This is a genomic window from Verrucomicrobiia bacterium (assembly GCA_035765895.1).
Lineage (GTDB): Bacteria > Verrucomicrobiota > Verrucomicrobiia > Limisphaerales > DSYF01 > DSYF01.
Genome location: DASTWL010000027.1, coordinates 1 through 20,041, shown reverse-complemented (window position 1 = coordinate 20,041; position 20,041 = coordinate 1). Strand labels below are relative to the sequence as shown.

The 20,041-nt window shown below is 60.1% G+C and carries 14 protein-coding genes, 3 tRNA genes and 3 rRNA genes; 16 read left to right on the top strand and 4 right to left on the bottom strand.

Translation table 11 applies throughout. From position 1 onward, the window contains the following. The 5 genes from VFV96_05795 to rrf form a co-directional block, all read left to right on the top strand. Positions 1-245, top strand: a 16S ribosomal RNA gene (locus VFV96_05795); the annotation flags it as partial. A gap of 180 nt (positions 246-425) precedes the next feature. Then, positions 426-501, top strand: a tRNA-Ala gene (locus VFV96_05790). A 33-nt stretch (positions 502-534) separates the two neighbouring features. Next, positions 535-611: transfer RNA gene (locus VFV96_05785), tRNA-Ile, on the top strand. A 107-nt stretch (positions 612-718) separates the two neighbouring features. Continuing rightward, a 23S ribosomal RNA gene (locus VFV96_05780) occupies positions 719-3,578 on the top strand. Positions 3,579-3,657: 79 nt separating this feature from the next. After that, positions 3,658-3,773 (top strand): 5S ribosomal RNA (gene rrf / locus VFV96_05775). Positions 3,774-3,962: 189 nt separating this feature from the next. Here the strand turns inward: rrf and VFV96_05770 are convergent. After that, a complete protein-coding gene (locus VFV96_05770; GenBank protein HEU5069908.1) occupies positions 3,963-5,498 on the bottom strand; it encodes a UbiD family decarboxylase in 1,536 nt (511 codons plus the stop codon). Between the two features lie 234 nt (positions 5,499-5,732). Here VFV96_05770 and VFV96_05765 point away from each other — a divergent pair, with 234 nt between their 5' ends. Further along, positions 5,733-6,512, top strand: a complete 780-nt coding sequence (locus VFV96_05765) for a prepilin-type N-terminal cleavage/methylation domain-containing protein (protein ID HEU5069907.1) — start codon at positions 5,733-5,735, stop codon at positions 6,510-6,512. A 128-nt stretch (positions 6,513-6,640) separates the two neighbouring features. On the opposite strand, the gene VFV96_05760 is transcribed toward VFV96_05765, so the two are convergent. Further along, positions 6,641-7,600 (bottom strand): NAD-dependent epimerase/dehydratase family protein, encoded by a 960-nt coding sequence (locus VFV96_05760; protein HEU5069906.1) that lies wholly within the window; start codon positions 7,598-7,600, stop codon positions 6,641-6,643. After that, positions 7,597-8,676 (bottom strand): N-acetylmuramoyl-L-alanine amidase, encoded by a 1,080-nt coding sequence (locus VFV96_05755; GenBank protein HEU5069905.1) that lies wholly within the window; start codon positions 8,674-8,676, stop codon positions 7,597-7,599. Before VFV96_05755 ends, VFV96_05760 begins: the two co-directional genes overlap by 4 nt. 133 nt (positions 8,677-8,809) lie before the next feature. On the opposite strand from VFV96_05755, the gene VFV96_05750 reads away from it, so the two are divergent. Beyond that, positions 8,810-9,991 carry a radical SAM protein gene (locus VFV96_05750; protein ID HEU5069904.1) on the top strand — a complete coding sequence of 394 codons (1,182 nt, stop codon included), beginning with the start codon at positions 8,810-8,812 and terminating at the stop codon, positions 9,989-9,991. 4 nt (positions 9,992-9,995) lie between these two features. Here the strand turns inward: VFV96_05750 and VFV96_05745 are convergent. After that, positions 9,996-10,071: transfer RNA gene (locus VFV96_05745), tRNA-Val, on the bottom strand. Between the two features lie 193 nt (positions 10,072-10,264). Between VFV96_05745 and hoxE the strand changes: the two genes are divergently transcribed. From hoxE to VFV96_05700, 9 genes are all read left to right on the top strand, one after another. Next, a complete protein-coding gene (hoxE, locus tag VFV96_05740) occupies positions 10,265-10,786 on the top strand; it encodes a bidirectional hydrogenase complex protein HoxE (GenBank protein ID HEU5069903.1) in 522 nt (173 codons plus the stop codon). 3 nt (positions 10,787-10,789) lie between these two features. After that, positions 10,790-12,442 (top strand): NuoF family protein, encoded by a 1,653-nt coding sequence (locus tag VFV96_05735; GenBank protein HEU5069902.1) that lies wholly within the window; start codon positions 10,790-10,792, stop codon positions 12,440-12,442. Positions 12,443-12,454: 12 nt separating this feature from the next. After that, on the top strand, positions 12,455-13,177 hold the full coding sequence (hoxU, locus tag VFV96_05730; protein HEU5069901.1) for a bidirectional hydrogenase complex protein HoxU: 723 nt from the start codon (positions 12,455-12,457) through the stop codon (positions 13,175-13,177). Between the two features lie 58 nt (positions 13,178-13,235). Further along, the gene (locus VFV96_05725; GenBank protein HEU5069900.1) at positions 13,236-13,790 is read left to right on the top strand and encodes an oxidoreductase; all 555 of its coding nucleotides are present in this window, start codon (positions 13,236-13,238) and stop codon (positions 13,788-13,790) included. Positions 13,791-13,816: 26 nt separating this feature from the next. Continuing rightward, positions 13,817-15,253: a Ni/Fe hydrogenase subunit alpha gene (locus VFV96_05720; GenBank protein ID HEU5069899.1), complete on the top strand. Its 1,437-nt coding sequence runs from the start codon at positions 13,817-13,819 to the stop codon at positions 15,251-15,253. A 19-nt stretch (positions 15,254-15,272) separates the two neighbouring features. Next, positions 15,273-15,752 (top strand): hydrogenase maturation protease, encoded by a 480-nt coding sequence (locus VFV96_05715; GenBank protein HEU5069898.1) that lies wholly within the window; start codon positions 15,273-15,275, stop codon positions 15,750-15,752. 53 nt (positions 15,753-15,805) lie between these two features. Further along, positions 15,806-16,780, top strand: a complete 975-nt coding sequence (locus VFV96_05710) for a family 43 glycosylhydrolase (GenBank protein ID HEU5069897.1) — start codon at positions 15,806-15,808, stop codon at positions 16,778-16,780. A 141-nt stretch (positions 16,781-16,921) separates the two neighbouring features. Then, on the top strand, positions 16,922-17,479 hold the full coding sequence (locus VFV96_05705) for a sigma-70 family RNA polymerase sigma factor (protein HEU5069896.1): 558 nt from the start codon (positions 16,922-16,924) through the stop codon (positions 17,477-17,479). Positions 17,480-17,565: 86 nt separating this feature from the next. Beyond that, complete coding sequence (locus VFV96_05700; GenBank protein ID HEU5069895.1) at positions 17,566-19,794, top strand: protein kinase; 2,229 nt, start codon at positions 17,566-17,568, stop codon at positions 19,792-19,794. Positions 19,795-20,041: the final 247 nt, after the last annotated feature.

The window sequence follows — 20,041 nt, the reverse complement described above, 5'->3', positions numbered from 1 at the left end:
AAAACCGGGCCCAGTTCAGATTGTCGTCTGCAACTCGACGGCATGAAGCCGGAATCGCTAGTAATGGCGCATCAGCTACGGCGCCGTGAATACGTTCCCAGGCCTTGTACACACCGCCCGTCACATCATGAAAGCCGGTCGCACCCGAAGTCGCCTGTTAAAAGGCGCCGAAGGTATGGCTGGTGATTGGGATGAAGTCGTAACAAGGTAGCCGTAGGGGAACCTGCGGCTGGATCACCTCCTTTCTAAGGAGACAACTTGGCACCAATCCAATGGTGCTTATCGGTCGGCCGGTCAAAAAGCCGATGGCTCAATCTTATCGCACAATTCAATCTTCAAGGACGTTCTTTAAGAATCGCAGGGTCTCGACCGCGAGGCTTGTCCGAGTTGTGGCTGAAACCAATCGGCTCTAGGCTCACTCGTGTGGGGCTGTAGCTCAGTTGGTAGAGCGGTAGCTTTGCAAGCTATAGGTCAGGAGTTCAAGTCTCCTCAGCTCCACCAACCTCCGTTGCGCGCCGGACATGACAGCGTCTCGGGCGTGTAGCTCAGTTGGTTAGAGCATGCGCTTGATAAGCGCAGGGTCACTGGTTCAAGTCCAGTCACGCCCACCATTTTCCGCATCGTTTGTAATGCGGCGCGATCTTTGAAAACTACACATAGATAAAGGGCATTACATTTCGTCGAGTTTTTGACGTCAAATGACGTCGATCTCAATTTTGATCAAGCTACTAAGTGCAGTAGGTGAATGCCTTGGTGCCAATAGGCGATGAAGGACGTAGTAAGTTGCGATAAGCTTCGGGTAGCCGCAAGCAGGCGTTAATCCGAAGATCTCCGAATGAGACAACTCAGCAGGCTTAAACTCCTGTTAGTCTTGGATGAATTCATAGTCCAAGGCAGCCAGACGCGGTGAAGTGAAACATCTCAGTAACCGCAGGAAAAGAAAACGACGTGATTCCGTCAGTAGTGGCGAGCGAAAGCGGAACAGCCCAAACCGGGAGGACTTGTCTTCCCGGGGTAGCGGGACCTTGACGTGGACAAAGACGAGCGAGTTGAACACGCTGGAAAGCGTGGCCATAGACCGTGACAGCCGGGTAAATAAGGTTCGTTCCGTTCTAGAGGTATCCCAAGTAGCACGGTGCACGTGAAACTCTGTGCGAATCTGTCCGGACCACCGGATAAGGCTAAATACTAATTGGCAACCGATAGTGAACAAGTACCGCGAGGGAAAGGTGAAAAGAACCCCTGTTAGGGGAGTGAAATAGAACCTGCAACCCACTGCATACAATGTGTAGGAGCCGCGCAAGCGGTGACTGCTTGCCTTTTGCATAATGAGTCTGCGAGTTATTGTCAGTCGCATGCCTAAACGGCTTTGCCGTGGAGGCCAAGGGAAACCGAGTGCGAAATGCGCGACTGGTGGCTGGCAATAGACCCGAAGCGGAGGTGATCTACTTATGAGCAGGTTGAAGCCTGGGTAACACCAGGTGGAGGACCGAACTCGTGGATGTTGAAAAATCCTGAGATGACTTGTGAGTAGGAGCGAAAGACTAATCAAACCCCGTGATAGCTGGTTCTCTTCGAAATCGCTTGAGGGCGAGTGTTGTGTAAGTACCCGTCGGAGGTAGAGCACTGAATGGCTTAGGGGCCCCACCAGGCTGCCAAAACCAATCAAACTCCGAATACCGACGGTCCCAATACCACAGCAATCAGGCGGCGGGAGATAAGTTCCGTCGCCGAGAGGGTAACAGCCCAGACCGCCGGCTAAGGTGCCGAAATATAGTTAAGTGGAAAGGATGTGACGTTGCTTAAACAGTGAGGATGTTGGCTTAGAGGCAGCCATCATTTAAACAGTGCGTAATAGCTGACTCATCGAGCGATGTCGCGCCGAAAATGATTGGCGATTAAACTGTATACCGAAGCCGCGGGTGCATGTTCGGGCGACCAAACATGCGCGGTAGAAGAGCGTGATCAATGCGACAAAGCCTGACGGTAACGAAAGGTGAAGCGTTGATCAGTGAGAATGCAGACACGAGTAGCGATAAACCAGGTGAAAATCCTGGTCGCCGTAAACCCAAGGTTTCCTGGGCTAGGTTCGTCCTCCCAGGGTTAGCCGGGAGCTAAGATGAGGCCGTAAGGCGTAATCGATGCACAGCAGGTTAAATATTCCTGCGCCATCTAGGGTTAAGGCCAAGATTAACGCAACGAGAAAACGGACTACCCTATTGAATTGGGAGCTTAGACTTCGGTCAAAGCGTATCCGTAAACAAGTTGTCAAGAAAAAGTTTTGGTTGTTCTCCTAGGTGCCCGTACCGTAAACCGACACAGGTGGGTGAGTGTAAGTGCACTCAGGCGCGCGAGAGAAACCTCTCTAAGGAACTCGGCACATTAGCCCCGTAACTTCGGGAGAAGGGGTGCCCATTCGTGGGCCTCAGTAAATTGCGTTTAGCGACTGTTTAACAAAAACACAGCTCTCTGCTACGTCGTTAAGACTAGGTATAGGGAGTGACAAGTGACCAATGCGGAAAGATCAAACCATCTTGTTCGGCGCAAGCCAAAGCTCGGTGGCCAAGTCCCCGTGAATGTCGGCCGTAACTATAACGGTCCTAAGGTAGCGAAATTCCTTGTCGGGTAAGTTCCGACCTGCACGAATCTTGTAACGACTGAACGACTGTCTCGGAGAGGATCTCGGCGAAACTGTAATTGCGGTGAAGATGCCGCATGCCCGCAGTAGGACGGAAAGACCCTATGCACCTTTACTGTAAGCTCGTATTGTGTCTTGGTTAATGATGCGTAGCGTAGGTGGGAGACTTTGAAGGAAGTGCTTCGGTGCTTCTGGAGTCGCAATGTGAAACACCACTCTTTATTAATTAGGATTCTAACCTCGATCCTGTCATCCAGGCGAGGGACAGTGCGTGCGGGTCAGTTTGACTGGGGCGGTTTCCTCCAAAAGAGTAACGGAGGAGCGCGATGCTCGGTTCAGCACGGTTGGCAACCGTGCGTTGAGGGTATGGCTAAAAGCCGGGCTAACTGTGAGACCTACAAGTCGAGCAGATACGAAAGTAGGCCCAAGTGATCCGACGGTAGAATGTGGAATTGCCGTCGCTCATCGGACAAAAGGTACGCTAGGGATAACAGGCTGATCGGGTCCAAGAGTTCATATCGACGACCCGGTTTGGCACCTCGATGTCGGCTCATCACATCCTGGGGCTGGAGAAGGTCCCAAGGGTCCGGCTGTTCGCCGGTTAAAGTGGTACGCGAGCTGGGTTCAGAACGTCGTGAGACAGTTCGGTCCTTATCCACTGTGGGCGCAGGACACTTGAGGGGTTTCAACCTTAGTACGAGAGGACCGGGTTGGACGCACTTCTGGTGTGGCAGTTGTCTCGTCAGAGGCATCGCTGCGTAGCCATGTGCGGAAGAGATAAGCGCTGAAAGCATCTAAGTGCCAAGCTCATCCCAAGATATGGTGTCCCGGACGCAAGTCCCTAAAGATACCCGGCAGACTACCGGGTTAATAGGTTAGAAGTGTAAGCGTGGCAACACGTTCAGCTTACTAATACTAATCAATCGTGAGGCTTGATCTTAAAATTAGAAAACCAATGGTTTTCAGTGTAATGTCTGTCTATGTGTAGTTTTCAAAGATTCGGATCTTTCTAATAAATTTTTGGTGGCTATAAAGCGGTGGTCCGACCCGTTCCCATTCCGAACACGGCCGTCAAACATCGCATTGCCGATGGTAGTGCCTGTATAGCTTGCGCGAGAGTAGGTTGCCGCCAGTTTTTCATAAGCCGCGTCCATTAAAATTTAATGGACGCGGCCTTTTTATTAGATCTACACAAGACGGTTGAACGCGGTGTAGGCGTTATGGTCAGCCCCCGTTTGTTGATCCAATCTCCCAAGCGTCGTCGTTCTTCCAGCAGAAGAGTTGTTTTGGCCGATTGTGGAGCAGCCATTCGACAAAATGACTTTTATCCAGCCTCTCGAAAAAGAGTGTCAATTTTCGCCTTCACGCTTTCATCCATCTTGATCAGTGGCGGCCAGGGGCGTTTGAAACCTTCGCCGGGCAATTTCTTCGTCGCATCAATGCCGAGTTTGCTGCCGCTGGCGATTTCGCTCGTCGCGTGGTCGAGCACGTCGGCCGGGCCTTTGGTGAAAATGCTGTCGCGCTGCGGGTCGGTGTTGGCGGTGAGATGGAACAGCACTTCGCTGGTATTGTGCACGTTCACGTCGGCGTCTACCACGATGATGTATTTGGTGAACATCATCTGCCCCATGCCCCAGAGGCCGTGCATGATTTTGTAGGCCTGCATCGGGTAGGTCTTCTTGATGCTGACGACGACGAGGTTGTGGAACACGCCTTCCGCCGGCAGCGCGATGTCCACGATCTCGGGGAAATTCATTTTGAAAATCGGCAGGAACAATTTCACGCTCGCGCCGCCGATGTAAAAATCTTCCATTGGCGGAATGCCCACGATGGTGCAGGGATACACTGCGTCTTTGCGGTGCGTGATGGCGGTGACGTGAAACACCGGATACGGCTCGGGCAACGTGTAATAGCCCGTGTGATCGCCGAACGGACCCTCCTCGCGCAACGGCTCGGTCGGGTCAATATAACCTTCGATCACGAAATCGGCGTTGGCGGGAACTTCGAGGTCGTTCGTCTCGCACTTCACGAGTTCGACGGATTTCTTGCGGAGATAACCGGCGAGGAGAAATTCGTCCAAGCCGTCCGGCAGCGGCGCGGTGGCGGCGAAAGGAAACATCGGGTCGCCGCCGATGAAGATGCTGACGGGCATGCGCTCGCCCTTTTCGTAGTAACGCCGGCCATGGCGAGCGGCGACCTTCTGCAACTGCCAGTGCATGCCGGTGGTTTGGTCGTCGTAAATCTGGATGCGATACATGCCGACGTTGCGTTCGCCGGTGTCGGGGTCTTTGGTCACGACGCAGGGCAGCGTGATGAAACGTCCGCCGTCGAGCGGCCAGCAGCGCAGGATGGGCAAGTTTGCCAAGGTTGCCGGTTGACGGTTGAAAGTTGCAGGTTCGTTGACGTTCGGAGCTTTCGGCCAGCTCTCAACTCTCAACTTTGGACTATCAACTAGATGAATCACGTCTTTGCACGAACCGCTCTTCACCGTCTTCGGCTTGGCATGGCGCAAATCCAGCGCGAGCGAGAGCAGTTTGATGGCCTCCTTGAAGCTCGTCGGCGGCTTGGCCTTCATCAGCGCGCCCAGTTCGTTGGCGACGTCGTCCACGGTTTCGGCGCCCATGCTCAGGGCCATGCGCTTCCAAGAGCCGAGCGTGTTGATGGCGACGGGGAACGGCGAGACGACGCCGTTGACGGTGGGCTTTTCGAAGAGCAGCGCCTTGCCGCCGCCGGGTAATTTCATTTCGCGGTCGGCAATCTCGGTGATTTCGAGTTCGGTGGCGACGGGCTGTTGGATGCGCTTGAGTTCACCGGCTTTATCAAGGTGGTTGACCCAGTCGCGAAAGGAATCGAATGCCATGGGAGGAAACTAGCAGAAGGGGGGTGTCGTGCAATGCCGCCGCCGTGCGCGGGAATTTCACGCGTCATGCGCGGAGTTGACGCGCTTTTTCGCGTGCGCGGGGCAAGAAATTTGGCAATCCGACGGAATTCTTGTTGGCACCGGCAGTGCTAAAGGTAAGCTACGCAGACCGTCCCCCACCGCATGAGTGATGCAACCGGGCTCGGTTTGAGAAACAAAAAAACGCAAATCCAAATGAAGAAACTCTCGAAAAAATCAGCCTTTACGCTCATTGAGCTGCTCGTCGTGATCGCGATCATCGCGATTCTGGCGGCCATGCTCCTGCCGGCGCTCGCCAAGGCCAAGGCCAAAGCCCAGCGCATCAACTGCGTCAACAACCTCAAGCAGGTTGGCCTGTCGTTCCGCCTCTGGGGCGGGGACAACAACGACCAGTATCCCACACGCGTTCCGTATACTGCGGGTGGCCCCATGATGTCCAGCGCGGCAGATCCCAGCACCCTCGCGGGCAATCCGGCGAACAACGCGCGCTTTGTCTATCGTGTTTTCGGGGTGATGTCGAACGAGATGGGCACGCCCAAGCTGTTGTATTGCCCCTCTGAATACGAGAGCACAGTGCAGCAGGCCACGACATGGTCGCCCACGGTTCCGGGTGGTCAGTCCGGCACGCCGTATTTCAATAACAACAACGTGAGCTACTTCATCGGTGTTGATGCTGATGAAACCCAGCCGCAGATGTTGCTGGCGGGCGATCACAACATGGGCAACACCGGCACCGCCTACAACAACAACAATCCGTCCACCCAAGGTTGGGGTAACGGCGCGGCCAGCATCTTGGCTCCCACCGTGGGCACTTCCACGAACAATCCTACGGGCGCCTGGATGGACAACGGCCACGGCAAGCAAGGCAATGTGGCCATGGCGGACGGCAGCGTCCAGCAGGTCACCATTTCCAAGCTGCGTGATCTGTTCAGAAACTCAGGCGATTCGCAGCTGAACCGCCTCGCGTTTCCCTGATCGATTGGAGATTTGATTCGATTCATGAGGGCACCCGCAAGGGTGCCCTTCTTTTTTGCTGCCACGGGCGGGGCGGGGTGACCGGAACGCCCGAACGCGGGTTCGTGGCGGGATTGTCTGGCCTGAATTCAGCCGGCGGCTGCGGTCCGTTGGATAATTTCGCGCAAGGGTGTGCTGGGGCGGAAGCCGATGAACTGCGTCAGCTTGGCAAGTGACGGTTTGCGCCGCCGCATGTCTTCAAAGCCCGGTTCGTAGGCTTCGTTATACGGAATGCACTGCACGGGCGAAGTCGAGTTCAGGCTGGCGATGACCTGGTTCGCCAGCGCGCCAATGCTGATTTCCTCGGTGTTGCCGACGTTGAAGATCTGCCCCGGCGCATGAGGACAGCGTGCCAGACGCACCAAAGCCTCCACCGTGTCGTTCACATAACAAAAGCAACGCGTTTGCTGTCCGTCGCCATAGACCTGCAACGGCGCGTTGGCCTTCGCGGCGGCGATAAAGCGGGGCAACACCATGCCGTAGCGGCCGGTTTGTCGGGGGCCGACAGTGTTGAAGAGCCGGGCAATGATCACCGGCACCTGCCGTTCCTTGGCGAAGGCCAGCGCGAGAAACTCGTCCATCAACTTGGAGCACGCGTAGCTCCAGCGGGCGTGTGTGGGCGGGCCAATCAACAGATCGTCCTCCTCCGTGAATTCGTGTTTGGTGCTCTTGCCGTAAACCTCCGATGTCGAAGCCAGCAGCACCGGCGTTCGGTTGGCGGCGGCCGCTTCGAACAAAACTTCGGTCTCGTGAAGATTCGTTTCGATGACGCGCGTGGGCGAGCGGACCACCAGTTCCACGCCCACGGCGGCCGCCAGATGGAAAATCTGGTCCGCTGCCGCGGCAATCGGTCCGAGTTCGGCGCAGGCGGACAATTTGGCGGCCATGAACCGCAGGCGCGGGTGGTTTGCCACCGCCGCCAGATTGGCGCGAGTGCCGGTCGAAAGGTCGTCAATGATGGTGACCCGGGCGCCGTCTGCCAGCAGCCGTTCGGCCAGGTGCGAGCCGATGAAGCCCGCGCCGCCGGTGATGAGCGCATGCGGGATCATGGTTGCTGCAGGGCCTTCGCCACCGCCTCGGCGAGCAGCTGTCGGTGTTCCGGCGCGTCGATGAGCGCCGCTTCCTCCGGGTTGGACAAGTAGCCGCCTTCGATCAGCACGGCGGGACGATGTTGAGCGCGCAGGACGCTCAGGAAGCGGGCGTGGCGGATGCCGCGGTCCTCGGCCTTGGTGGCGGCGAGAATTTCGCGGTGAATGCGCAGGGCCAGTTGCAGGTTTTGCGCGTCGAACTCGTTGTTGGGAAAGGCCAGCGCGGGATTGTCCTCGTAGCCGCGGGTCACGGAAGACGGCATGCCGGTGGGAGTGACGCAATACGTTTCGACGCCGTTGTGCACCGCGCTGCCGGCGGCGTTGAAGTGCAGGCTCACGAACAAATCCGCATGGTGCTCGTCGGCAAACGCCACCCGGTTGGACAACGATTCGTCTGCGTCGTTGGTGCGGGTCAGAAAGACCTGCCAGCCTCGGGCCGTCAACAAATCGGCCAGCCGGTTGGCCCAGTCGAGGGTGTAATCTTTCTCCGCATGGCCGGTCGCGCTGCGGGTGCCGCTGTCTTTGCCGCCATGCCCCGGGTCAATCACGATGACGTGCGGGCCGGCGGGCGGGGCGCTCGTGCCGCTCAGCAACGGAAGCAGGTTCTTTTGCAAATCCAGCGTGTGCAGGGCCGGCTCGTCATTGACCAGCCGGGGTTCGAAACCCAGCCGCAGTTCCAGCCCGGCAAACTGAGCCAGGGTGCTCCCGACCCGCACCACGAAGTCACCGGCGGGCGTCGCCAGCGAAAACGTGGGCATTACGGTGGAATGCAGATTTGTGAGCGGGCCGAAGTGATTGACTCTGGCCCATTGGTCCAGCGGAACCCAGGTTGCAGCGGGCACGGACAACGATTGCCCGACGACTGCGGTTGCCGGATGCGTGACCGGCTTTGACTGGATCGGATGCCTGGTTACGGGTGCGGGGGCCGTCGGCGGACGAAGGTCCACATCGGGCGGCAAATCTCCCGGCGCCACTTTGAACGGGCGGGTGCGGGGCGGATTGGCGCAACCGGCCAGTGTCAGTGCCAGGACTACCATTGCGAATCGGGCCGGTTGCAGCATGCGCGTCATTGTGGTGCCCGAACGCCTTGAGACAAGCCGTTTTGCAAAAAGGGGCAGGAAAGGTTTGCGCCCGCCGCCGGTTAAGTGAACCATGACTGACGTTTGTTTCATGAGTGCTGAAGCTGTAATCGAAACCTCCCCGGAAGCGGCCGCCCGCGCGGTGGCAGCGACGCCCGCCAAGTCCACCCCGGTGGTGCGTCCCAAGACGTCGGGCTGGCAGTTGTTCAAGGACGTGTTGCACCACGGCGGTCCCGGTTACCTCCAGTTCGCCATCACCAACATCTGCAACGCGGACTGTGATTTCTGCGGCTTTGCCCGGAGCAAGTTCGACCCCAAGGCGCGCAAGAGCGTGACGTTGTCGGAGGCGCGCGACGTGGTGGACATCGCCAAACGCAACCACATTGGCTACCTCCTGTTCGTCGGCGGCGAACCGATGGCGCACAAGGAACTCCGGCCGATGGTCCGTTACGCGGCGGAGCAGGGGATTCACCCGATGATCTGCACCAACGGCGGATTGTGGACCGAGGAAAACATGCGCGGCCTGGTGGACGACGGGCTGACGAGCGTCATCATGTCCATTGACGCGCACGACATCGCCAAGCACGAGCAGAACCGCGGCCTGCCCGATGTGTGCCGCAAGATCAAACGGGCGAACGAATTTTTTCACGGCGTGGGCATCCAGACCACCGCGAGCATCACCGCGAGCCGGTTGATCGAGGATTTCGAGAAGCTGCCGCCGTTCCTGGAATCGCTCGGCTTCCGCAGTTGCACATTCAGCTATCCGCTCACGTCGCTGGCCAGCAGCTATCTCAGCTTCAGCGACAGCGGCCTCGTGAATTTCAGCCAGGACGAACTCATCGCCCTGTTTGAAAAAATCAAGCAGATGAAGCATCGCAGCGGTTATCCGGTCGTGAACCCGACCGAGTCGCTGAACGAAATGCAGCGGCATCTGCGCGGCGAGAAGGAAAAATTCGGCTGCCTGGGCGGCCACAAGTATTTCTACCTCGACTGGAAGCTCGACCTTTACCGCTGCCACTTCTGGGAAACGCCCATGTGCAATGTGTATGACTGGGACGAGTCCAAGCTCATCCGCGACGGCTGCACGCGTTGCATGATTGACTGCTACCGCGACCCGAGCGTGCTGCAGCACGTGGCCATCAGCGCGAGCGACGCCTGGAACGCCGCCAAAAAGGGCAAATTGCTGACGGCCGCCAAACATGTGTTCGACGCGCGCAACGTGACGTCGATCAAGGCCGTCTGGGAAGATCGCAAGTGGATCGGGAAGGTGTGAGAAATGGTGGGCGCTGAGGGATTCGAACCCCCGACCACCTCGGTGTAAACGAGATGCGCTAACCGCTGCGCCAAGCGCCCACTGGCCGGGCCAACCCCACTTCGCCCGCCGGTTTCGCAGCCTAGGGGCGCCCCATCCGCCCAGCAAGGCTTTTAATCCCCGCCCGCAGCAAAGCACGGTGACCCTTTGCCAAAAAATGCAGAGCCGCGCCGGCTTGTCATTTGTATTTCTCATCTACAAGGCTTGTGCTGGCTTGAAAACTAATTAAAGCACATGCAGGCGACCAACATCTCAACGGGCCAAAACCGGCTGCGCCGCGCGCTCGACCATGCCAGCGGCGACAAGCGCTTCAAGATCCTCGAGGTGCACATGAAGAAGCACCAGTTCCGCCAGGACGCGCTCATCGAGGTGCTGCACAAGGCGCAGGAACTGTTCGGCTACCTGGAGGACGACCTCCTGCTGTTCGTCGCGCACAAGCTCAAGCTGCCGCCCAGCCGCGTGTATGGCGTGGCCACGTTCTACCATTTCTTCAACCTCAAGCCGCAGGGCGAACACACCTGCGTCGTCTGCCTGGGCACGGCCTGCTACGTGAAAGGCGCCGACAAGGTCATGAACGCGCTCCAGGACCGGCTGAAGATTCGGCCGGGCGAAACCACGCCGGACGGCAAGGTTTCCCTGCTCACCGCGCGCTGCATCGGCGCCTGCGGCATCGCGCCGGCAGTCACCTATGACGGCCACGTTGCGCCCAAGCAGACGGCCGAGGCCGCGCTCGAAAAAATCAACCAGTGGAAATAACGCATGCAACTGGACGATCTCAACGCCATCGCCGAAAAGGAAAAGGCCGCCGCCAAAAAAGTCTGCCTGCGCACCTGCATGTCCGCCGGCTGCATGTCCTCGCAGGCCGACGTCATCAACAAGAATCTCGACGCGGAAGTCAAAGCCCGGGGTTTGGAAGGCGAGGTTGAAGTCCGGCGCGTCGGCTGCATGGGCTTTTGCGGCCAGGGGCCGTTGGTTGGCGTGGACCATGACGACGGCCGGCACGAACTGTTTGAATTCGTAAAGCCCGAGGACGCCCCGGCCATCGTCAATTCCCTCAAGGGCGGTCCGTGCGACGTCCAGCGCGGCGACCCGCAGCATCCGTTCTTCGCCAAGCAGGTGAAGATCGTGCGCGCCAACGGCGGCATTATTGATCCCGAAAGCATCGAAGATTACATCGCGGCCGGCGGCTATCAGGCGTTGCATCAGGTGCTGACGGAAATGAAGCCGGCCGAGGTCATCGAGGAAATCACGAAGAGCGGGCTGCGCGGCCGCGGCGGCGCGGGGTATCCGACCGGCCTCAAGTGGGGCACCGTGGCCAAGTCCCCGGGCGGCAAAAAATACGTCGTCTGCAACGGCGACGAAGGCGACCCGGGCGCGTTCATGGACCGGAGCGTGCTCGAAAGCGATCCGCACCTCGTGCTCGAAGGCATGGCCATCGCGGCCTATGCGGTGGGCGCGGATCAGGGTTTTCTCTACGTGCGGGCCGAATATCCGCTGGCCATCTCGCGCCTGCAGATCGCCATCAAGCAGGCCAAGCAGCTCGGCCTGCTCGGCGGCGGCATTTTTGAAACACCGTTCATCTTCAACGTGGACATCCGGATTGGCGCCGGCGCCTTTGTATGCGGCGAGGAAACCGCGTTGATGGCCTCGGTCGAGGGCAAACGCGGCACGCCGCGCCCGCGTCCGCCCTTTCCGGCGGAGAGCGGCCTGTGGGGCTGCCCCACGCTCATCAACAACGTCGAAACCTTTGCCAACATCGCGCCCATCATCGGCAGGGGGGCGGATTGGTATGCCAGTTTTGGCACGGAAAAGAGCAAGGGCACGAAGGTGTTTGCGCTCACCGGCAAGATCACCAACAACGGCCTCATCGAAGTGCCCATGGGCATTCCGCTGCGGCAAATCGTCGAGGAAATGGGCGGCGGTGCGCCGGACGGAAGAAAAATCAAGTCCGTGCAGACGGGCGGCCCCTCGGGCGGCTGCATCCCGGCGGACTTTCTGGACACGCCGGTGGATTACGAGTCGCTCACGAAGCTCGGTTCCATCATGGGTTCCGGCGGCATGGTGGTGATGGATGACACCACGAACATGGTCGAGATCGCCAGGTTCTACATGGAATTCTGCATGGATGAATCCTGCGGCAAGTGCATTCCCTGCCGCGCGGGCACGGTGCAGATGCATCATCTGCTGGAAAAGATCGCCCAGCGCAAGGCCACTCTGCGCGACCTCATCAAACTGGAGGAACTCTGCGACATGGTGAAAAACACCAGTCTCTGCGGCCTTGGCCAGACGGCGCCCAACCCGGTGCTGAGCACCTTGAAATTCTTCCGCAAGGAATACGAGGACCTGCTGCAACCGGACCAATTTGGTCCGCCCGGCAACGGCCAGCCCAACCCGCAGTCAGCCCCGAAATAACCAGCGATTTTTATGGCGGCCAAAACCCTGACCATTGACGGCAAGCAGATCAGCGCCGAGGAAGGCGCCACCATTTTGCAGGCGGCGACCGAGGCCGGCATCGCGATTCCGACCCTGTGCCACCTGGAGGGTGTTTATGACGTTGGCGCATGCCGGTTGTGCATTGTGGAAGTGGCGGGCATTCCGAAGCTGCTCCCCGCCTGCACCACCCGCGTCGTCGAGGGCATGGACATCAAAACGGACAGCGAGCGTCTCCGCAAATACCGCCGCATGATCCTCGAACTGCTCTTCGCCGAGCGGAACCATGTCTGCGCCGTGTGCGTGTCCAACGGCAACTGCGAACTCCAGTCCCTCGCCTATTCCAACGGCATGGACCACGTGCGCTACGAATACAACTTCCCCAAGTGGGGCGTGGACACGACGCACGGCCTGTTTGGCATGGATCACAACCGCTGCGTGCTGTGCGGCCGCTGCGTGCGCGCCTGCTGGCACATCGAAGGCGCCGGCACAAAGAACGTCGCCGGGCGCGGCGGCAAGTCGCGCATCATCACCGATCTCAACATGCCGTGGGGCGAGGCCGATTCCTGCACCTCGTGCGGCAAGTGCGTGCAGTCCTGTCCCACTGGCGCGCTGTTCCACAAAGGCTCCACCGTCGGCGAAATGGAACGCGACCGCGGCAAGCTGGAGTTCATCGTCACGGCACGGGAAAAGAAACAGTGGGTTGCCGCAGATTAAATCGACAGGGATGCCGCCCGGCGGCGTCCGGACAGCGCCGGGCGTTGTTCCAACCAGAATGGAAACTATGAAAGTGCGTTTGGCCACAGTTTGGTTTGGCGGCTGTTCTGGCTGCCACATGTCGTTCCTCGATCTCGACGAGTTTCTCATCGATCTCGCCGGCCAGGTGGAACTTGTTTACAGCCCGGTCGTGGACATGAAGGATTATCCCGAGAACGTGGATGTGTGCCTGATCGAGGGCGCCATCTGCAACGAGGACAACCTCGAACTGCTCCACAAAATCCGCCAGCGCACCAAGGTCCTGGTGTCCTTCGGCGACTGTGCGGTGACCGCCAACGTGCCGGCCATCCGCAACCAGCTTGGCTTGGGCAACGCGGAGAGCGTCCTGCAACGCGCCTACATCGAGAACGCGCAATTCAACCCGCGCATTCCGAAGGCGGACGGCATCGTGCCGCCGCTGCTGGAACGCGTGCTGCCCGTGCATGAAGTCGTGCACGTCGAGCATTTCCTGCCCGGCTGCCCGCCGCCGGCCGACCGCATCAAGGCGCTCGTCAGTCAGATGTTGAGCGGCGTAACGCCGAAGCTGGAAGGCGCGCAACTCAAGTTCGGATAGGCCGCATCCGCCCAGAGACCCCTTTTATGGCTCAAAGAATCGTCATCGACCCCGTGACCCGCATCGAGGGCCACGCCAAGATCAGCCTTTTCGTGGACGACACGGGCAACGTTTCCGACGCCGAGTTTCACGTCGTGGAGTTCCGCGGCTTTGAGAAATTCTGCGAGGGCCGCCCGTTCGCCGAAATGCCCGGCATCACCCCGCGCATTTGCGGCATCTGCCCCGTCAGCCACCTGCTTGCGTCCGCGAAAGCCGGCGATGCCATCATGGCCGTCAACATCCCGCCCGCCGCCGACAAACTCCGCCGCCTGATGAATCTCGGCCAGTTCATCCAGAGCCACGCGCTGAGCTTTTTCCACCTGAGCGCGCCGGACTTTCTGCTCGGCTGGGACACGCCGCAATCGCAGCGCAATGTTTTCGGGTTGATCGCCAGCAATGCGGAACTGGCCCGCGCCGGCATCCGCCTCCGCCAGTTCGGTCAGGAAATCATCCAGCTGCTCGGCGACAAAAAAATCCACCCGGCCTGGGCCGTGCCCGGTGGCGTGCGGACCGCGCTGACACCGGAGAACCGCGACAAAATCCGCGCCTGGCTGCCCGAGGCGTTCGCGACCGTGCGGGTGGCGTTCGAGCTCTGGAAGAAGACGATGGAAACGCACCGGCGTGAGATTGAGATTTTCGGCAACTTTCCGTCCTTGTTCATGGGCCTTGTCACCGAGGACGGCACGTGGGAACACCACGGCGGCAAGCTCCGGTTCACCGACAGCAGCGGCAGCACCATTGCCGATCAGGTGGACCCGCAGAAATACTACGAAGTCATCGGTGAATCCGTCGAAGCCGGTTCCTACCTGAAATCGCCCTACTACCTGCCGCTGGGTTATCCCGAGGGCATCTATCGCGTCGGACCACTCGCGCGGCTCAACGTCTGTGAACGCATGGGCGTGCCGAAAGCGGACGCGGAGCTGACGAAATTCAAGAAGCTCGGCCGCGGCGCCGTCACGTCGTCCTTCCTCTACCACTACGCGCGGCTCATCGAGATTCTCGCCAGTCTCGAACTGGTCGAGCGCTACCTGGATGATCCGGAACTGCTGAGCGATTATCTCCGCGCCGATGCTGGCATCAACAGCTTGCGCGGCGTCGGGGCAAGCGAGGCCCCGCGTGGGACGCTCTTCCACGACTACACCGTGGACCGCAATGGCCTGCTGCAAAAGGTCAACCTCATCGTCGCCACCGGGCAGAACAACCTGGCGATGAACCAGACCGTCGCCCAGATCGCGCGGCATTACATCAAGGGCGGCGCGGGCAATGGGAAAATTCCCGAGCCGCTGCTCAATCGCGTGGAACACGGCATCCGTTGCTACGACCCGTGCCTGAGCTGCTCGACGCATGCCGTGGGCCAGATGCCGATGCACGTGCAATTGATCGGTGCGAACGGCCGCGTGTTGCACGAAGTCGTGCGGGGGTGATTGGCCCCGGAGTTTTATTATGACAGGCGCGGACGCCAGCATCGATCAGCCTGTCCTCCTGGTCATTGGCTACGGCAACACGCTTCGTGGCGACGACGGGGTGGGGCCGCGCGTGGTTGAAGCGGTCGCGGCGCTTGGTTTGCCGGGCGTGCGCACGCTCGTCTGTCAGCAGCTCTCGCCGGAACATGCCGCACCGATTGCAGAGGCCGACGCGGTGGTTTTCGTGGACGCCGCCGTGGATGCTTCTGGCGAAGTGCAATTGCGCCCGCTCATCCCCAACACCACCTCGCAACTCATGGCGCACGCCGCCGATCCGCGCACCATGCTGGCCCTTTCGCGCGACGTGTTCGGCCGCGTGCCGCGCGCCTGGTGGCTGACCATCCCGGCGGTCCAACTCGGTTTCAGCGAGGTTCTGTCGCCCACGGCACAGCGATCCGCGGTGGTCGCCCTGCACAAAATCCTCACGTTACAGCAGCAGACGGCCGGCGCCGCGAAATGAATAAGGAGTGCATTCGGCCGGTCAGCAGAGTATTTGAATTTCCGGTATTCTCGATGAAACGCAGGTCCAGTTTTGGTTTGGTGCTGGCGCTGGGGATTGGCTGGCTCGCGAATGCGCGGGCGGATGCTCCTGCAGCGGGCGCCGGTTTTGGAAATCCCATCATGCCCGGGGCGGATCCGCAGGCGCTGGTGGTGGGGAAAAAGGTCTGGATTTATCCCACCTGGAGCCCGTGGCGGCGGGAACAGTTCTACGCGTTTTCATCGACGGATTTGCGGCATTGGGAGCGCCATGGCCCGGTGTTGGATCTGGCCGACGTGCGCTGGGTCAAAGACGACGGCGTGGCGCGTCACGGCGCGTGGGCGCCCGGCGTTGCCGAAAAGGACGGGAAGTTTTATTTCTACTATGCGGTCGGACCCCAGAATCCCACGCCGTCACGGATCGGGGTGGCGGTGGGGGATCAACCGGCGGGGCCGTTTCGCGATCTCGGCAAGCCGCTGCTCACCGGCGGCGATGGGTTCGAGGCCATCGATCCCATGGTGTTCACTGACTCGAAATCGGGTCAATCTTATCTCTACGCCGGCGGCAGCGCGGGAGCGACGTTGCGGGTATTTGTGTTGGGCACCAACATGACCAGCCTGGCGCGTGAAGTTTCGGTGGCAACGCCGCCGCAGTTCACCGAAGGACCGTTCATGCACGTGCGGGACGGAAAATACTATCTGTCCTACAGCCACGGGAGCTGGCAGGACGCCACGTATTCGGTGCATTATGCGATGGCCGATTCGCCCGTTGGCCCGTGGCATTATCAAGGCGCGATTCTGACCAGCGACGCCACTCACAAGGGGCCGGGCCACCACTCGTTCATCCGCAATCCGCTGAATGGCGAATGGCTCATTGTTTACCATCGTTGGGAACATCGCCAGGATGACGGGCCCTATCGCGGCTCGCGGCAGGTGTGCATTGACCGTGTGAACTACGATGCCGAGGGGCACATTCGCCCGATTGTCATGACCGACGGACCTGCCCGGTGAACTTCGGTCCCCGGCCGGCCACCTCCAAGGCAGCTTGTCCGGATGGACTTGGGCGCCAACCTTCACTAAATAATCTGCACGCCGCTGCATTTGTCCGACTGTAAAAGGGTCGGTGCGGTGGCATTTCGGTGCGCATTCATTGTGAGTGACATCACCCAGATATTGAAACAGATCGGCCGGGGCGAAACTACGGCTTCCGAGCGGTTGCTGCCGCTGGTTTATGAGGAACTGCGGCGGCTGGCGGCTGCGCGGATGGCGCAGGAGGCGGCGGGGCACACGCTGCAACCGACGGCCCTGGTGCATGAAGCCTGGCTGCGGCTGGTGATGGAGTCGGACCGCAGTTGGGAGAATCGCGCCCATTTCTTCCGCACCGCGGCGCTGGCCATGCGGCGCATTCTGGTGGACCGCGCGCGCAACAAGGCCAGCCTCAAGCGCGGTGGCGGGCGGGAGCGGGTGAACATTGACGACATTGAACTGGCGGCCAGTTCGCCGGATGAGCGGGTGCTGCTGGTGGATGGCGCACTGGACCGGCTGGAGGCGGAAGACCCGGAAAGCGCCCACATCGTGGTGTTGAAGTTTTTTGGCGGCCTCACGAACAAGGAGGTGGCGGAATCTCTCGGCGTCACGGAACGAACCGTCGAACGCCAATGGGCTTACGCGAAGGCGAGTCTGTTCCAAATGATCCGGCATGAACTCTGACCCGCACGGTGTTGTGATAATCTGGCTGTCGGTTTTAGGCCGCAGAATACGCTAGAATTTACGGACCCATTCATCTGCGGCGGCGCATGGTTAATCCTAAGGACATCGAAAAGGCATTGTTTGACACGGCCCGGAGCTTGGTTGACCCGGAGGCGCAGCAGGCGTTTCTGGACCGGGCTTGTGCCGGTGATCTGCCGTTGCGTTCGCGTCTGCTGGGTTTGTTGGAAGCCGCCGGTGTGGCCGACCGTTTCTTCGACCAGCCGGCCGAGGTGGCCACGCTGGGGGACGCGCCGGACGAAGCGCCGCTTCCACCCGCCCGGGCGCCAGACCTCGCAGAAACCCGCATCGGACGCTATAAATTGCTGGAGCGCCTGGGTGAAGGCGGTTGCGGGGTCGTTTATATGGCCGAGCAGGAGGAGCCGGTGCGCCGGCGGGTGGCGCTGAAAGTCATCCGGCTCGGGATGGACACCGAGAGCGTCGTGGCGCGGTTTGAGGCCGAGCGGCAGGCGCTGGCCTTGATGGATCACCCGAATATCGCGCACGTGCTCGACGCGGGCGCCACCGAATCGGGCCGGCCCTACTTTGTCATGGAACTGGTCCGGGGCGTGAAGATCACCCAGTTCTGTGACGAGCATCAGCTCGACATTCCCGCCCGGTTGGAACTGTTCATTCAAACGTGTCACGCCATCCAGCACGCGCACCAGAAGGGCATCATTCACCGCGACATCAAGCCGTCCAACATCCTCGTGACCCTGCATGATGGTAAACCCGTCCCCAAGGTGATTGATTTCGGCATCGCGAAGGCCGTGGAAGGGCGGCTCACCGACAACACGCTGTTCACCGCCTTCGAGCAGTTCATCGGCACACCGGCCTACATGAGTCCGGAACAGGCCGAAATGAGCGGGCTGGACGTGGACACCCGCAGCGACGTTTACAGCCTGGGGGTGCTGCTTTACGAGTTGCTCACTGGCCGGACGCCCTTTGACACCAAGAAGCTGCTGCAATCCGGCATGGACGAAATGCGCCGAACCTTGCGGGAACGCGAGCCGCAACCGCCCTCGGGCTTGTTGACGACGCTGAATCATGCCGAGTTGAGCGCCGTGGCCTCCCAGCATCACGCCGAACCGCCCAAACTGATTTCGCTGCTGCGGGGCGACCTCGACTGGATCGTCATGAAGGCGCTGGAAAAGGACCGCAGCCGCCGTTATGAGACGGTCAACGGCCTCGCCATGGACGTGCAGCGTTACCTCAACAACGAGCCCGTGGTGGCGCGTCCGCCCAGCCGGCTTTACCGCCTGCAAAAGCTCGTTCTCCGCAATCGCGCCCTGTTCACCGCCATCGGCATCGTGGTCACAGCGTTGGTGGCCAGCTCGGCGGTTTCCACCCGCCTGTTCTTCAAGGAACGCGAGGCCCGCCGCCGCGCGGTGGCGGCCGAACAACAGGAAGCCCGGCTGCGAACGGAGGCGGAACGCCTGCAGCAGGCGGCCGAGGACCGCCAAAAGCTTTCGGAAGCCACCGCGCTGTTCACCCGTGGCCGGACCGAGGACGCGGACACGTTGTTGGACGAGCTGCACGAGCCCAAGGTCACGCTGGAGCACGCGGTGATGTATCGCACCTTGGGTGACCGGCTTGCGGCCCACGGGGAATGGCACCGGGCGGCCAGCCGTTTCGCCGTGCTCGCGCAAATTGACGAGCCCCGGGGCGCCGACGCCACCACCCTCGATGTTTTGCGCCATGCGTCACTCGAGGTCGAACTGGGCAATCTGACCGAGTATCGGCGTTACCGGGACCAGCTTATCACCCAATACGGCAGCACGGAGGATCCGCTCGTGGCGGAGCGTATCGTTCGCGCCAGCCTGTTGATCCCGGCCGACGGCGGCACGTTGAGCGCCTTGCAGCCGCTGGCCGAGGTGGCCGAAAAATCCCTCGAAATCAGCAGCCAACAGGTGCCGCTGGACATGGCCGCCTGGCGGGCTTACGCACTGGCCCTGCTCGAATACCGGCGCGGCAACTACCGCCGGGCCGTGGATTGGTGCGAGCGTTCGCTGGATTACGACCAGGGCGTGCAATCGCGCGTGGCAGGCGTGAACTTGGTTCTGGCCGTGGCCAGTTGGAAACAGGGGCATGCCGACGAGGCCCACGCCGCGCTGGATCGTGGCCGCGACATTCTCGACGACGTTTTCCAAAACGGCGTCATCAAAACACGCAAATGGGAGGGCTACTGGTTTGACTGGATCGACGCCCGGATTCGCCTGCGCGAGGCCAATCAGGTGATTGAGAACACGGTCGCCCCACCTTCGCTGGGCGAACACTGACCGTTGGCCGACAGCGCTTACTGATGCCAAGTTCAATGCCGGACACGCTCCTGTTGCCCGGGGAAAAGGGGTTTTCGGCGATTTTTTTGACGTAAGTCATTTGTAATTAGTCGGTCCTGAAAAATGGTTTTAAGATGTGGCTGACAATGGCCGTGTCTGGCTGATGGCAAGGAGGTGGATCCACTGAAGCCAAAAAAGAGCGGCCGCCCGGAGCCACTTCTTCAAGTTCCACGCTGCCGCAGCCAGC